Raw genomic sequence first — 15,962 nt, forward strand, 5'->3', positions numbered from 1 at the left:
GCCCCGTCCTCCAGCGTCCAAGGCCCCTGCGGGCCCGACGCCTATGCCGCTTGCGCGGCTCAATACTCGATGTCGTCCAGCTCGGCAGCCGCTTGCTGCAAGTCCTCGCAGCGCGCCGCCAGATCGGCCAGCAGCGGCGTCTCGAACAGATCACGCAGCGACAGCGTCAAGCCCAGCTGCTCGCGCAGCTGCACCGTCAAACGCGTGGCCAGCAGCGAATGCCCGCCGAGCAGGAAGAAGTGGTCGTTCAGCCCGACCCGCTCGCAGCCCAGCAGCTGCTGCCACAGCTGCGCCAGTTGTTGCTGCAGCTCGGTTTGCGGCGCCTCGTAGGCCGCCGCATCCTCGCGCGGCCGCTCGGCCAGCAGCCGCTCGAGCGCGGCCTTGTCGACCTTGCCATTGGCCGTCTGCGGCAAGGCCTCCAGCAGCAGCAGCCGCCCCGGCAACAGGTGCTCCGGCAGCCGCTGGGCCAGCGCCTGGCGCAGCTGCATGGCCGTCTGCCCCGGGGCGACCAGCACGCCGACCAGCTCCGGCTGCTGTGCACTGCGCTGCACCAGCACCGCCGCCGCCTGCACGCCCGGCAGCGCCGCCAGCGCGCCCTGCACCTCGCCGAGCTCGACGCGGATGCCGCGCAGCTTGAGCTGGTCGTCGCTGCGGCCGAGGAATTCCAGCGTGCCATCGCGCCGCCAGCGCGCCAGATCGCCGGAGCGGTACAGCCGCGCCCCGGCCTGGCCGCTCAAGGCGTCCGGCACAAAGCGCTCGGCCGTCATGCCGGCTCGGCCGAGGTAACCCCAGGCCAGGCCTTCGCCGCCGAGCCAGAGTTCACCGGTCACGCCGGCTGGCACCGGTTCGCCCTGCTCGTCCAGCACATAGGCGCGCGCATTGGCGATCGGCTGGCCAATCGGCACCACGCCTTGTTCCAGCTGTTCGGCTTGCAGCGTTTGGGCCGTGGCGCAGACGGTCAGCTCGGTCGGGCCGTAGGCATTGAGCAGGCGCCGGCCCGGCAGCCAGCGTGCCGCCAGCGCCGCCGGGCAGGCTTCACCGGCGGTGATCAACAGGCGCAGCTCGGGCAGCGTCTCGGCGTCCAGCAGATTCAGTGCCACCGGCGGCAGCGTGGCCACCTCGATGGCCCAGTCCTGCAGCGTGGCTTGCAGCGCCGGGCCGGGCATCAACGCCTCGCGCGGCGGGATGCACAAGAGCGCCCCGGCGGCCAGCGTGGTGGCCAGCTCGGACACCGAGGCGTCGAAGTTCAGCGAGGCGAATTGCAGCACCCGCTGGCCCGGCTGGATGTCGAACAGCCGACCCTGGGCGTGGGTCAGGTGGCTGAGGCCGCGATGGCCCAGCAGCACGCCCTTGGGCTGGCCGGTCGAGCCGGAGGTGTAGATCACATAGGCCAGGTCGGCGCCTTGCACCGCGGGCAGCGGCTCAGGCTCGATGGCTTCTGCTTCAGCATGCAGCTCGGCCAGCGAGCGCCAGCCCGGCAGCGGGGTCAGGTCTTGCGGGGGTGCCTCGTGTTCGCTGAGCACCAGCAGGGGCCGGGCGTCTTCCAGCATGAAGGCCAGCCGCGCGGCCGGATAGGCCGGGTCCAGCGGCAGGAAGGCGCCGCCGGCGGCCAGCACGGCCAGCTGCGCGACCGCCGTGGCCACGCCGCGGTTCAGGTGCAAGCCAACGACGACACCGCGCCCCACACCCCAGCGGCGCAGCACCATGGCCTGGCGGCGCAGCGCTTCGGCCAGTTCGGCGTAGCTGAGCTGCTGGGTCTCATCCAGCAGTGCCGGCCGGCTGGCGTGGCGCGTGGCCAGGGCCAGCAGCTGCTCGTGCAGTGGGCGTTGATCGAAGGCTTGTGCAAAAGGCTCGACAGGCGACTGGCGCAGCAGCGCCTCGCGCTCGCCCGGCAGCAGCCACCAGCCACCGCCCACCGGTGCCTGCGGGTCGCGCACCAGCTGTTCCAGCACGTGGACAAAGCGGGCGGCCTGGCGCTGCACCGTCTCGGCATCGAAGAGATCGCGGCGGTACTCGATGCTGACGCCGAGGCCCTGCTGCAGCGGTGTCAGGCTCAGCGAGACATCGAACTGCGAGCCGCCCGGATGCAGCGCTTCGGCACGGCTGCTCAGCCCGGCCAGGTCCAGCGCCTGGGTGTTGCCGGCCTGCAGCGTCAGCAGGGTCTGGAACAGCGGCGTGCGGCTGCTGTCGCGCGGCAGCTGCAGCTGCTCCACCACCTGCTCAAACGGCACGTCCTGGTGCGCAAACGCATCCAGCGCGACCTGACGCACCGCCGACAAGGCCTGGCTCAGCGTCTGCTCGGCGGGGAAACGAGCCCGCAGCACCAGCGTGTTGACAAAGAAGCCCACCAGCGGCTCCCAGCCCTCCTGCTGGCGGCCGGCCACCGGCGTGCCGACGCACACCTCATCCTGGCCGCTGAGCCGCGCCAGCATCAGCATATGGGCGCACATCAGCGTCATGAACAGCGTGGCCTGATGCGCCTGCGCCAGCCCTTGCAGGCCCTGGCACAGCGAGGCGCTCAGCTCGAACTGCAGCACGCCGCCGGTGCTGGACGGCAGCGGCGGCCGGGCCCGGTCGGCCGGCCAGCTGCTCAGCAGCGGCGCGTCGGCCAGGCGCTCGCGCCAATGGGCCAGTTGGCGCTCCAGCCGCGGGCCGCGCAGCAGCTCGCGCTGCGCCCTCGCGTAGTCGCGGTACTGCATGGGCAGCGCCGGCCACGCGGGGCTTTGTCCAGCAAGGGCGGCGCGATAGGCCTGCTGCAGCTCGCGCAGCAGGATGCCGGTGGACCAGCCGTCGGACGCGATGTGGTGCTGGCAGATCACGAACAGCGCGCGGCCATCGGCCCAGCGCCACAGCCGCGCCTTGATCATCTGCCCCTGCTGCAGCGCAAAAGGCTCAGCAATCCACTGCCGCGCCTGAGCCAGCGCTGCCTCGGCCTCGCCCTCGAAGGCCTCGGCGTGCAGCAGACGTGCCGGCGGCGGCAGCACGCGCTGCACCAAGCCGGTCTCGCTCCAATGCAGGCCGCTGCGCAGCACCTCGTGGCGAGCCAACAGCTGCTGCAAGGCCTGCTCCAGCGCCTGCTCATCCACACCACCATCCAGCCACCAGGCCGAGGGCATGTGGTACAGCGGCGCGCCCTGCGCCATCTGCTCCAGCATCCACATGCGCTGCTGGGCAAAAGAGGCCGGATGCTCATCGCTCGGCAGGCTTGGCGACGCTTCGGTCGCCGCTTCTGCAGGTGCCTCGGCGCCCGCAAGCTGCAGCGCCTCCAGCGCCGCGCACATCGACGCAAAGCCGGGATGCTCGAAGACAAAGTTCTGCGGCAGCTCCAGCTGCAGCTGGCGGCGCAGCTGGGCCAGTAACTGCGTGGCCAGCAGCGAATGGCCGCCGAGGGCAAAGAAGTCGGCGTCCGATGCGGGTGCCGCCACACCGAGCAGCTGCTGCCACAGCGCCGACACGCGGCGTTGCAGCGTCGAAACGCCCTCATCGGCAGCAAGATCCTGCAGCTCGGCGTCGGGCAGCTTGCCTTGCAGCAGCTCGCGATTGAAGACGGCCGTTTGCTGCTGCACCAGGGCCAGCGGCTGCGGCGACACCATCCACAGCGGTTCGCTTGAGCCCAGCAGCAGCGGCAGCAGTCGGGCGGCCTGGGCCGGCTGGATCTCGTTGTGGCCGCCGGCCTGGGCCAGCGAGCCGCTGATCCTGGCGGCCATGCCGACCTCGCTCCAGGCGCACCAGTCCACCGCCACCAGCCGCGCCACACCACGCCAGGCTTGCGCCAGCGCGGCCTGGAAGGCATTGGCCGCGGCGTAATGCGCCTGGCCCAGCCCCGGCGCCCAGGGGCTCAGCGAGCTGCACATCAGCATCACCGCCAGCTCGGGGCCATCGAAGGCCTGCAAGAGATTCAGGCTGCCCTGCACCTTGGGGGCGAACACGGCATCGAGCGCCGCTTCGTCGAGCTGGTCCAGCAGCGCGCCGCCGGCCACACCGGCGGTATGCAGGATCGCGTTCACCGGCCCGCCGAAGGCGCCGGGGCGGGCGCAGTCCTGCGCCAGCGCCTGCAGTGCCGCCGCATCGGCCACATCCAGCGCCAGATAGCGCAGCTGCGCGCCCAGCCCTTGCAGCTCGCGCAAGGCCTCGCGGCGCTGCGCGACCACCGCGGCCGGCCCCTGCTCCAGCGGGCTGCGGCCCAGCAGCGTCAGGCGCAGATCGGCCACGCTGCCGGCCAGTGCGCGCGCAAACGTCAGGCCCATGCCGCCCAGGCCACCGCTGATCAGCACATGGCTGCCGCTCGGCAGCGAGAACCCGGTGGGCAACTGCTCGACGCTGCCACTGAACTCAGCGGCCACCCAGCGGCTCTGGCCCCGCCAGGCCTGCCACCAGGGCTCCAGCGCGGCAGCCGCCGTGGAAGCCAGGCCCAGCCGCTCGGCCTGCGCCTCGCTCGGCGCTTCGGCGCCCAGATCAATCAGCTGCAGCGCCAGCTGCGGCCATTCGGCCGCCGCCGTGCCGACCAGGCCGCGCCAGACGGCACGCGCCGGCAGCAACGCCTCGCCATCGAGCACGGCCGCACTGCCGCGGCAGAGCAGCTGCACCGGCAGCGGTTCAGCCAGATCCAGGGCCTGCACATCGGCGGCCAGGCCGCGCAGCAACTGCTGCAGCGAGAGGAATTCCTGCCGCGGTGTCAGTGGCTCGGCCAGGCCCCAGGCGCAGACCACGGCGCCCGGCGCGCTGCGCCATTGCTCGCGCCATTCCTCCAGCCAATGCGACCAGGCCGAGGACTGCGGGCCCGGCGCCTGCACTGAGCGCCAGCCGGCGGCACGCGGCAGCCAGGGCTGGCCCTGCGCCTGCTCACGGGCCAGATACCAGCGCCGTGACTGGGCCTGCGGCTGAACACGCGGACCGGCCGGCAGGCGCTGCCAGCTGGGCAGACCGCACCAGTCGCGCAGCTCGGCGCGGCGGCCACCGGCCGGTGCCGAACGCGAAGGCGGCACCCAATGCGGCTGGTGCTCGAAGGGGTAGCTGGGCAGCACCGCTTTGCGCTGCGCACGCGGCTGCAGGGCGGCGGGCAGCGCCAGCCCAAAGGTCCAGGCCTGCGCCCAGGCATCCAGCCACTGGCGCCAGCCTTCCGCCGTGCCCAGCATGTCGGCCTTGGGCTGCAGCGGCAGCGCCAGGCGGCTGGCATCGTCGGGCCAGCAGGCGCCGGCCATGCGGCTGAGCGCGCGGCCGGGGCCCAGTTCCAGCAGCAGGGCCGCGCCCGCCGCCACCGTCTGCAGCCCGGCATGGAAGCGCACCGGCGCCAGCAGCTGCTGCTGCCAGTAGGCAACCGACTGTGCATCTTCGGCGCGTATCCAGTCGCCGCTGACATTGGAAACAAAGGGCCGCTGCGGCGCTTTCAGCTGCCAGCGCGACAGCAGCTCACCAAACGGTGCCAGCGCGCCCTGCATCAGGCCGCTGTGATAGGCGTGCGAGGTGGCCAGCCACTGGCAGGCCAGGCCCTCGGCCTGCAGCCGTGCGGCCAGTGCCTCGAGCGCCGCCGCCTCGCCAGACAGGCTGCATTGCGCCGGTCCGTTGACGGCGGCCAGCCACAGCCCCGGGCCCAACAGCGCCTCGGCCGCCGCTTCGCCGACACCGACGGCCAGCATGCGCCCGGTGGGCTGCGCCGCCATCAGACGCCCGCGCCACATCACCGCCTCCAGCGCCTGATCGCGCGTGAACACGCCGGCCTGCGCGGCGGCCACCCATTCGCCGAGGCTGTGGCCAATCATCGCGTCCGGCTCCAGGCCGAGCTGGCGCAGCACCGTGGCCAGCGACCATTCGATCGCAAACAGCGCCGGCTGGGTCAGCTCGGTTTGCGCCAGCAGCTGTTCGGCACGCGCCTTGTCGGCGCCCTCGGCCCAGATCAGCGCCAGCAGATCATGGCCCCAGCCGAGCCGCTGCAGCACCGCATGGCAGGCCTGCAGCTCGGCGGCAAAAGCCGGCAGCTGCGCGGCCAGCGCACGGCCCATGCCCAGTTGCTGGGCGCCCTGGCCAGGGAACATGAAGACCAGCGCTGGCCGCTGTGCCGGCGCCTCACGCGAGGGCAGCAGCTGGGCCAGGCGCTGGCGGGCATCGGCGGCATCCGTGCAGGCCAGGGCCGCGCGCCAGCGCAGCTGCTGGCGGCCATGCCACAGCGTTGCCGCAACCGCGCCGGCATCGAGCTCGGGATGAGCATTCCAGTGCGCGAGCAGCGCCGCTTGCTGGGCCTGCAGCGCGCTGCGGCTGCGAGCGCTGAGGACCAGCAGCTGAGCCCCGGCCGTAGCTTCAGCGTCGTACGCCGCAGCCGGCGCCTGCTCCAGCACCACATGCGCATTGGTGCCGCCCACGCCAAAGCTGCTGACCGCTGCCCGCCGCGGCCGGCCACGCGCGGGCCAGGGCTCGGCGCTAGCGCTGACGCGGAAAGCGCTGGAGGCAAAGTCGATATTTGGATTGGGCTGCTGGTAGTGCAGCGTCGGCGGCAGCGCGGCGTGCTGCAAGGCCAGCACCGTCTTGATCAGGCCAGCGACACCGGAGCAGGCGTCCATATGGCCGAAGTTCGATTTCAGCGAGCCGAGCACCACCGCGCCGGCCGGCACGCCGGCCGCGCCATAGACTTGCTGCAGCGCGGTGACCTCAATCGGATCGCCCAGCGCCGTGGCGGTGCCATGCGCCTCGATGAAGTCGATGTCCTGCGGCTCCAGACCGGCCACCGCCAGGGCCTCGGCAATCACCGCCGCCTGCCCGGCCACCGAGGGCGCGGTGAAGCTGCTCTTGTCGCGGCCATCGTTGTTGATGGCCGAGCCGCGGATGACGGCGTGGACGAGATCACCATCGGCCAGCGCCCGGTCCAGCCGCTTCAACACCACGGCGGCCACGCCGCAGCCCGGCACCGTGCCCTGGGCCGAGGCATCGAAGGGCCGGCAATGGCCATCGGGCGAGGCGATGCCGCCCTCGGTAAAGACATAGCCCTGCGTGCCCAACCGGGTCAGCGAGGCGGCGCCGGCCAGCGCCAGCTCGCACTCGCCGTTGAGCACGCTTTGCGCCGCCAGGTGCACGGCGACCAGCGAGGTCGAACAGGCCGACTGCACATTGACGGCCGGCCCGGTCAGGCCTAGCTTGTAGGCGCTGCGACCGGCGATGTAGTCCTTGTCATTGCCCATCACCAACTGCAGCGCGCCAGGCAGCTGGGCCTCGGGCTGGCTCAGCAGATGATCGACCAGGTACTGGTTGCGCGAACTGCCGGCAAAGATGCCGATACGGCCCGGCTCGCGCTGCGGGTCGACCCCGGCATGCTCCAGCGCCGCCCAGGCCACTTCGAGGAAGAGCCGCTGCTGCGGATCGGTGCAGGCCGCCTCGCGCGGGTTCATCGCAAAGAAGGCGGCATCAAAGCCGGCCACGTCCTCGATCACCGCGCCGGCCGGCACATAGTCGGGCCGCGAGAACTCCTCCTCGGGCACGCCGGCCTGGCGCAGCTCCTCGACGCTGAAGCGGCTTATGCCCTCGCGGCCCTCGATCAGCAGCTGCCAGAAGGCGTCCAGCGCCTCGGCCTGCGGGAAGCGACCGGCCATGCCGATGATGGCCAGGCTCAGCGCGGGATCGCTGTCGTCGTTGCTATCGTCGTTGCTCTCGACGTGCGGGAGGGAATGCATGGGATGGAGTCCTGTCTGAATGTCGTGTCAGGCGGCGGGGCGCTCGCCGGCGCGCGGACGTTGCAGGCGCTGGCGGCGGGCCTCGCCGCGCAGCCGGGCCGCATCAGCCGTGCCCTCTGTCGGCGTATCGCCAGCGCTGCGGCCCTGCAGCTGCTGAGCCAGGCCTTGCACCGTGGGCCAGCGGAACAGGTCGACGACCTGCAGCCGCTGCGGCCACAGCGCATCAATGCGGCGGTGCAGCTTGACGGCCAGCAGCGAGCTGCCGCCGAGTTCGAAGAAGTTGTCCTCGCGGCCGACCTGGGCCAGGCCCAGCAGCTCGGCAAACAACGGCGCCAGCGCCTGCTCGATGGCGCCCTGGGCGGCCAGGCCGGTGACGCGCTGGCGCTGCGGATCGGGCAGCGCAGCGCGGTCAATCTTGCCGTTAGGCGTCAGCGGCCAGCGCTCGACCCAGACCCAGTGCGCCGGCACCATATAGCTGGGCAGGCGCTCCAGCAGCGCGTCGCGCAGGGTCTGGCTGACAGGCGGGTGCTCCGACTCGGTGCCGGCGGCGCCGAGGTAGGCGATCAGCTGCGGCTCGGCCTCGCTGCCCAGGGCCCGCGCCAACACCACCGCCTCGCGCACGCCGGGCTGAGCCGTCAGCGCCGCCTCGATCTCGCCGAGTTCGACGCGCAGGCCGCGCAGCTTCAGCTGATGGTCGAAGCGGCCGAGGAACTCGAGCTGCCCATCGTGGCGCCAGCGCACCCGGTCGCCGCTGCGGTAAAGCCGAGAGCCGGGCTCGCCCCAGGGGTCAACGCCAAAGCGCTCGGCGCTCAGGCCCGGCCGGCCGGCATAGCCCTGGCTGACGCCGCGGCCACCAATGCACAGCTCGCCCTGGGCGCCGGGCGGCAGCAGCTCGCCACGCTCGTCGAGCACATAGAGCCGGGCGCCGGCGATCGGCCGGCCGATCGGTACCGACGTGGCCAGCTCGGCCTCGGCCGGCATCTGCCAGACGCTGGACCAGACGCTGGCCTCGGTCGGCCCGTACTCATTGAAGAGCTGCAGCGCCGGCCAGCGCGCGCGGGTCTGCGCCAGCAGCGCCGGCGGGCAGGCCTCGCCGGCCAGGATCACGCGCTGCAACTCGCCGCATCCCCCAGCGGGCCAGCCCAGCAGCATCTCCTGCCACAGCGAGGGCACGCACAGCAGTGTGTTGACGCGCTGCGCCAGCACCAGCCGGGCCAGCGCGGCCGGGTCCTGCAGCGCCTCGTCCGAAGGCATCACCAGGCAGCCGCCGGCGCCCAGCACGCCGAACAGCGCCGCCACCGAGCTGTCGAAGGCAAAGGACGAGAGCAGCAGATAGCGGCCCAGCGGCCCGTAATAACGCCAGCGTGCCTCGGTCGAGGCCCAGAGGCTGCGGTGGGCCACGGCCACGCCCTTGGGCTGGCCGGTCGAGCCCGAGGTGTAGATCAGGTAGGCCAGCTGGTCGACATGGCTCGGGCCCCAGTCGTCCGAACCCAAGGCCAGCCCCTCGTCCTGGCTTGCCAAGGCGGCCCAGTCTTGCGCCAGGTCCAGCCAGAGCAGCGTCTCGCTGGCCCAGGCCGCCCGGCTCAGCAACAGCCGCGGCTGCGCGTCCTCCAGCATGAACTGACGGCGCGCCGCCGGGTAATGCGGGTCGATCGGCACATAAGCGGCGCCGGCCAGCAGGATGCCCATCAGGCCGATGCCCATCTCAAGCGAGCGGCTGGCACACAGGGCCACCCGGTCGCCAGGCCTGACGCCAAGACTGCGCAGCCGCCGCGCCAGCGCCAGCGCCTGGCGGTGCAGCGCGCCATGGCTGAGCCTGCTCTGGCCCAGCAGCAGGGCGTCGGCCTCGGGCTGGCGGAGCGCCTGCTGGCGGTACAGCCCCAGCACGCCCTGTGCCGGCACGGCCGGCAGCGGCTCGCCGCCACCGAGCTGCAGCAAGGCCTGCTGCTGCGCCGTCGAGAGCAAGGGCAGCGCGGCCAGCCGCGCGCTGCCAGCGCTCATCATCGCCCGCTGCAGCGCCAGCAGGCAGTCGGCCCAGGCCGCCACGCTGGCGGCATCGAAGAGCGCCGTGCGGTATTCAAAGGCCAGTGCGATGCGGCCGTCGGATTGCGGCTGCACGAGCAGGCTGAGGTCGAACTTGCTGACCGCGGCCGGCAGCTCGGCCGCGCGAGTGCGCAGGCCAGGCCCCCAGTCACCGGCATCACCCTGGCCCGGGTTCATCACCAGCATGACCTCGAACAGCGGCGTGCGCCCCGGCTCGCGCCGCGGCTGCAGCGCCTCGACGACGGCATCAAAAGGCAGGTCCTGATGGGCCAGGGCGGCCAGCACCTGCTCGCGCACCTGCCGCAGCCAATCGCTCAGCGGGCCGTCGAGCTGCGGTCGGCCACGCAGCACCACGGTGTTGACGAAAAAACCGATCAGACCTTCCAGACGCTGGTCCGGCCGGTGCGAGACCGGCGCGCCGACGCAGACCTCGGCCTGACCGGTGAGCCGCACCAGCCACAGCTGCAGCAGGGCCAGCCAGGCCATGAAGGGGGTCAGGCCTTGCGCACGGCTCCAGTCGGCCCAGGCCTGCGCCTGCGGCGCGCCCAGCTCGAAACGCTGCCAGGCCCCGGCCGGCGCCAGGGTGGCGCTGCGCGGCCGGTCCAGCGGCAGCTCGGCAGCGGCCGGCGCACCGGCCAGGGCCTGTTGCCAGTAGAGTCGCTGTGCCTCGGCCGCCGGGCTGTCCAGCCAGCGCTGCTCGGCGCGTGCCCAGTGATGGAATTGCAGCGGCAGCGGCGCCAGGCAGCCATCCAGCACGGCAAGGCCCGTCGCCGCAGCCTTCCACAACTCGCCCAGTTCGTTCCACAGCAGCGGCACCGACCAGCCATCGGCGACCGCATGGTGCAGCTCGATCAGTAGCAGCGCCTCCTGCGCGCCGGTTTGCCAGACCTGGGCGCGCAGCAAGGGGCCTCGGGCCAGATCAAAGGGCTGCAGCAAGGCATGCTGCAGGGCCTCATCGAGTGCAGCCGCCGGCACCCTCTGCCAGCGCACATCAACGGCCGCCTCCAGCGGCAAGGCCTGCGGCCGGCCCTGCGCATCGGCGGCCAGCGCGGTGCGCAGCACCTGGTGGCGCTGCAGCAGCTGACCGAGCGCCGCCGCCAGGCTGCTGGCGCTGGGCCAGAGCTCGCCATCGAGCTGCAGCCAGCGCGCCGTGGGCAGCACATAGTCGGCCGCGCCGGGCTGCAGCTGGTCCAGCACCCAGAGGCGCTGCTGGGCCCGCGAGAGCTGCGGCGCAGCAGCAGGATCGGCATCGAGAAACTGCGCCATTTCAAGTGCTGCGGTGCCCGGCTCACCGGCCAGCGCCTGCTCGAAGCGCGCGGCCAGCTGCGCCAGCACCGGCGCCTCGAACAGCGTCTTCAGCGGCAGCGCCACGCCCAGCTGGGTCTGCGCCCGCGCCATCACCTGGGCGGCCAGCAGCGAATGCCCGCCGAGCAGGAAGAAGTGGTCGTTGAGCCCGACCCGCTCGCAGCCCAAGAGCTGCTGCCACAGCTGCGCCAGTTGTTGCTGCAGCTCGGTTTGCGGCGCCTCGTAGGCCGCCGCATCCTCGCGCGGCCGCTCGGCCAGCAGCCGCTCGAGCGCGGCCTTGTCGACCTTGCCATTGGCCGTCTGCGGCAAGGCCTCCAGCAGCAGCAGCCGCCCCGGCAACAGGTGCTCCGGCAGCCGCTGGGCCAGCGCCTGGCGCAGCTGCATGGCCGTCTGCCCCGGGGCGACCAGCACGCCGACCAGCTCCGGCTGCTGTGCACTGCGCTGCACCAGCACCGCCGCCGCCTGCACGCCCGGCAGCGCCGCCAGCGCGCCCTGCACCTCGCCGAGCTCGACGCGGATGCCGCGCAGCTTGAGCTGGTCGTCGCTGCGGCCGAGGAATTCCAGCGTGCCATCGCGCCGCCAGCGCGCCAGATCGCCGGAGCGGTACAGCCGCGCCCCGGCCTGGCCGCTCAAGGCGTCCGGCACAAAGCGCTCGGCCGTCATGCCGGCTCGGCCGAGGTAACCCCAGGCCAGGCCTTCGCCGCCGAGCCAGAGTTCACCGGTCACGCCGGCTGGCACCGGTTCGCCCTGCTCGTCCAGCACATAGGCGCGCGCATTGGCGATCGGCTGGCCAATCGGCACCACGCCTTGTTCCAGCTGTTCGGCTTGCAGCGTTTGGGCCGTGGCGCAGACGGTCAGCTCGGTCGGGCCGTAGGCATTGAGCAGGCGCCGGCCCGGCAGCCAGCGTGCCGCCAGCGCCGCCGGGCAGGCTTCACCGGCGGTGATCAACAGGCGCAGCTCGGGCAGCGTCTCGGCGTCCAGCAGATTCAGTGCCACCGGCGGCAGCGTGGCCACCTCGATGGCCCAGTCCTGCAGCGTGGCTTGCAGCGCCGGGCCGGGCATCAACGCCTCGCGCGGCGGGATGCACAAGAGCGCCCCGGCGGCCAGCGTGGTGGCCAGCTCGGACACCGAGGCGTCGAAGTTCAGCGAGGCGAATTGCAGCACCCGCTGGCCCGGCTGGATGTCGAACAGCCGGCCCTGCGCGTGAGTCAGGTGGCTGAGGCCGCGATGGCCCAGCAGCACGCCCTTGGGCTGGCCGGTCGAGCCGGAGGTGTAGATCACATAGGCCAGGTCGGCGCCTTGCACCGCGGGCAGCGGCTCAGGCTCGATGGCTTCTGCTTCGGCATGCAGCGCGGCCAGCGAGCGCCAGCCCGGCTGCGGGCTCAGGTCTTGCGGGGGCGCCTCGTGTTCGCTGAGCACCAGCAGGGGCCGGGCGTCTTCCAACATGAAGGCCAGCCGCGCGGCCGGATAGGCCGGGTCCAGCGGCAGGAAGGCGCCACCGGCGGCCAGCACGGCCAGCTGCGCGACCGCCGTGGCCACGCCGCGGTTCAGGTGCAAGCCAACGACGACACCGCGCCCCACACCCCAGCGGCGCAGCACCATGGCCTGGCGGCGCAGCGCTTCGGCCAGTTCGGCGTAGCTGAGCTGCTGGGTCTCATCCAGCAGTGCCGGCCGGCTGGCGTGGCGCGTGGCCAGGTCCAGCAGCTGCTCGTGCAGCGGGCGTTGATCGAAGGCTTGTGCAAAAGGCTCGACAGGCGGCTGGCGCAGCAGCGCCTCGCGCTCGCCCGGCAGCAGCCACCAGCCGCCGCCCACCGGTGCCTGCGGGTCGCGCACCAGCTGTTCCAGCACATGGATGAAGCGGCGCGCAAAGCCCTGCACGCTCGCCTCGTCATACAAGTCGGTGGCGTACTCGATTTCGGCTGCCAGGCCCTGCTCGCGCGAGGCACGGGTCTCGAACAAATTGATGCTGAGATCGAACTTGGCGCCGCGATGGGCGATGGCGCGCTGGCGCGCCTGCAGGCCGTCGAGGTGAAAGCCCGGCGTCTCGTTGTTCTGCAGCACCAGCATGACCTGGAACAGCGGGTGCTGCGCCAGGCTGCGCTCGGGCCGCAGCGCCTCGACCAGGCGGTCAAAAGGCAGGGACTGATGGCGGTAGGCCTCCAGGCAACGCTGGCGCACCTGGCGCAGCAGGGCCAGCAGGCTGTCTTCGCTGCGGCAGTGGCTGCGCAGCACCCAGGTGTTGGCGAAGAAGCCAACCAGGCCGTAGAGCGACTCATCCTCGCGGCCGGCAATCGGGCTGCCGACGACGATGTCTTCGCCTGCGCCCTGGCGGTTCAGCAGCAGGGCCATGGCCGTTTGCAGGACCATGAACAGCGTCGCGCGCTCGGCCCGCGCCAGCGCCATCAAGCCAGCCAGCAGCGGCGCCGGGACCTGAAAGCGCAGCGTCGCGCCGCGATGGCTGGTCTGTGCCGGCCGCGGCCGGTCGGTGGGCAGGCTGCACAGGGGCACCGCGCCCTGCAGGCGCTCGACCCAGTAGGCGCGCTGCCGCGCCTGCAGGCTGTCAGGATCGGCCGCGTCGCCCAATTGACGGGCCTGCTGCTGGCTGAACTCGATGTATTGCAGCGGCAAGGGCGACCAGGCCGGCGCCTGGCCTGTGCAGCGCGCCGCATAAGCCTGGCCAAGATCTTCGGCCAGCGGCACGATGGACCAGCCATCGCCGGCGATATGGTGCAGCACCAGCTGCAGCACATGGTGGCTGGCGCTGAGGCGCAGGCACAGCGCGCGCAGCGGGCCTTGATGCACGAGGTCAAAGGCCTGATCGGCCTCATCGGCGAGCTGCTGTTCCAGCTGTGCTTCGCTGACACCCGCAGCCAGGCAGGCATGGCGCAGCGGCGGCAGGCCCGGGCCGGCCGGCAGCACGCGCTGCCAGGGCTCACCCTGCTCGTCGGGAAAGACGGTGCGCAGCGCCTCGTGGCGCTCGACCACATCCTCCAGCGCCTGCTGCAGCGCCCTGACGTTCAGCTGTCCGTGCAGATCCAGGGCCAGCACGATGTGGTAGGCCGGCTGTGGGCCCATCAGCCGATCGATGAACCACAGCCGCCGCTGGGCGGCGGACAGGGCCGGGCGCTGCTGCAGAGTCATCGCGAAGCCCCGGCCAACAAGAGCGCCAGTTCGCGGACGCTGGGCGCATCGAAGAGCTGTTCGAGGTCCAGATCGGCGCTGGATGGCCAGCGCGCGCGCAGCCGGCTCAGCAGCCGCGTGGCGCTGAGCGAATGGCCGCCCAGGTCGAAGAAGCTGGCATTGCAAGGCACCTCGGCCAGGCCCAGCACCTCGGCAAAGACGGCCGCCAGCGCGTTCTCGCGTTCATCCCGCGGCAGGCTGTCGTCCGCCGCCTCCTGGCCGGCCCAGCTGTCGGCCGCACACGGCAGCGGCAGCGCCTGGGTGTCGAGCTTGCCATGGCTGTTGGCCGGCCACGGATCGAGCAGCACCAGATGCGAGGGCACCATATGCGCCGGCAGCCGCGCCTGCAGCGCCCGGCGCAATGCCTGGCGATCGAGCGAGGCCCCGTCGTGCGCATGGACATAGGCGACCAGCGCCTGCTGCGTCTCGTTCAACTGGCGCAGGCAGACCTTGACAGCGGCCACGCCCGCCTCAGCGCCCAGCAGCGCCTCGATCTCGCCGGGCTCGATGCGGAAGCCGCGCAGCTTGATCTGCTCGTCGACGCGGCCGAGGAACTCGAACTGCCCGTCGTCGCGGCGACGCACCCGATCGCCGGTGCGATAGAGGCGCTCGCCACCGCGGCCGCTCGGATGCGGCACGAAGCGCTCGGCCGTCAAGCCCGGCAAGCCGGCATAACCCCAGGCCAGAGCGGGCCCACCCAGGCAAAGCTCGCCGCTGGCGCCGCTGACGCCGCTTTCAGCACCAGGCAAGACCTGCCCCTCTGCGTCGAGCAGCAGCGCCTCGAAGCCGGGCAACAGGTAGCCAATCGGCGGCGTCAGCGCCCCGCTCAAGGGGGCGCTGACGCTGGCGCAGACGGTGGCCTCGGTCGGCCCATAGGCATTGACCATGCGCCGTCCGATCGACCAGCGCGCCACCAGCTGCGCCGGGCAGGCCTCGCCGGCAAGGACCAGGCTGCGCACGGTCGCCAGACTGTCGGCGGGCATCACCGCCAAGGCCGATGGCGGCAAGGTCATCGCGGTGATGGCCAGGTGCTGAGCCGTGCGCGCCAGGGCCTCGCCGGGCATCAGCTCGGCCTGCGGCGCCAGCACCAGTGTCGCCCCGGCGCCCAGGCTGACCAAGGTTTCGGCGACGGCGGCATCAAAGCCGGGGCTGGCGAACTGCAGCACGCGGTCCCCGGGGCCGAGATCAAAGGCCTCGGCCTGCGCGCGCACCAGCGTCGCCAGACCGCGCTGGCCGACCAGCACACCCTTGGGCCGCCCGGTCGAGCCCGAGGTGTAGAGCCGGTAGGCCAACTGCTCGGGGTGGGTGAGCACCGCTGCCGCACTTTCACCCGCGGGCAGGCCCTCACCCCAGGCGCTGACGTCGATGCAGGCCACGCCAGGCGGCAGCAGCTCGGCCTGCTCGGCATCGCTGAGCAGGGCCACGACCGCGGCGTCATTGAGGATCAGCTGCTGGCGTGCGGCCGGGTAGGCGGGATCGAGCGGTACAAAGGCCGCACCCAGGCGCTGTAGGCTCAGCCAGGCCGAGACCAGCGCCGGGCCGCGGGGCAGCAGCACCGCCACGCTGTCGCCAGCACCGATGCCGCACTCGCGCAAGCGCCTGGCCCAGGCCTCGATGCGCTGCTCCAGCTCGCGCCGGCTCCACAAGCCCATTTGGCCGGGCACGGCGCTGAGCAGCGCCGGCGCAGCAGGGTCACGCTCGCACTGGGCCAGCCACAGTTCGGTCCAGGTGTTTGCCGTTTCCGGCAAGGCATCAGTCATCGGCATCTAGCGCTCC

Annotated in this window: 3 protein-coding genes; all 3 read right to left on the bottom strand. The window is 72.2% G+C overall.

Annotated features, from left to right (window positions below; genetic code table 11):
- Positions 1-59: 59 nt before the first annotated feature.
- From OOB33_RS00330 to OOB33_RS00340, 3 genes are read right to left on the bottom strand one after another with little or no spacing between them, the layout of a single operon-like run.
- Positions 60-7,658 carry a non-ribosomal peptide synthetase/type I polyketide synthase gene (locus OOB33_RS00330; protein WP_271007208.1) on the bottom strand — a complete coding sequence of 2,533 codons (7,599 nt, stop codon included), beginning with the start codon at positions 7,656-7,658 and terminating at the stop codon, positions 60-62.
- A gap of 27 nt (positions 7,659-7,685) precedes the next feature.
- Positions 7,686-14,147: a non-ribosomal peptide synthetase gene (locus OOB33_RS00335; protein ID WP_271007209.1), complete on the bottom strand. Its 6,462-nt coding sequence runs from the start codon at positions 14,145-14,147 to the stop codon at positions 7,686-7,688.
- A complete protein-coding gene (locus tag OOB33_RS00340) occupies positions 14,144-15,952 on the bottom strand; it encodes a non-ribosomal peptide synthetase (protein ID WP_271007210.1) in 1,809 nt (602 codons plus the stop codon). Before OOB33_RS00340 ends, OOB33_RS00335 begins: the two co-directional genes overlap by 4 nt.
- Between the last annotated feature and the right edge of the window lie 10 nt (positions 15,953-15,962).

This window comes from Paucibacter sp. B51, assembly GCF_027863535.1.
GTDB lineage: Bacteria > Pseudomonadota > Gammaproteobacteria > Burkholderiales > Burkholderiaceae_C > Paucibacter_A > Paucibacter_A aquatilis.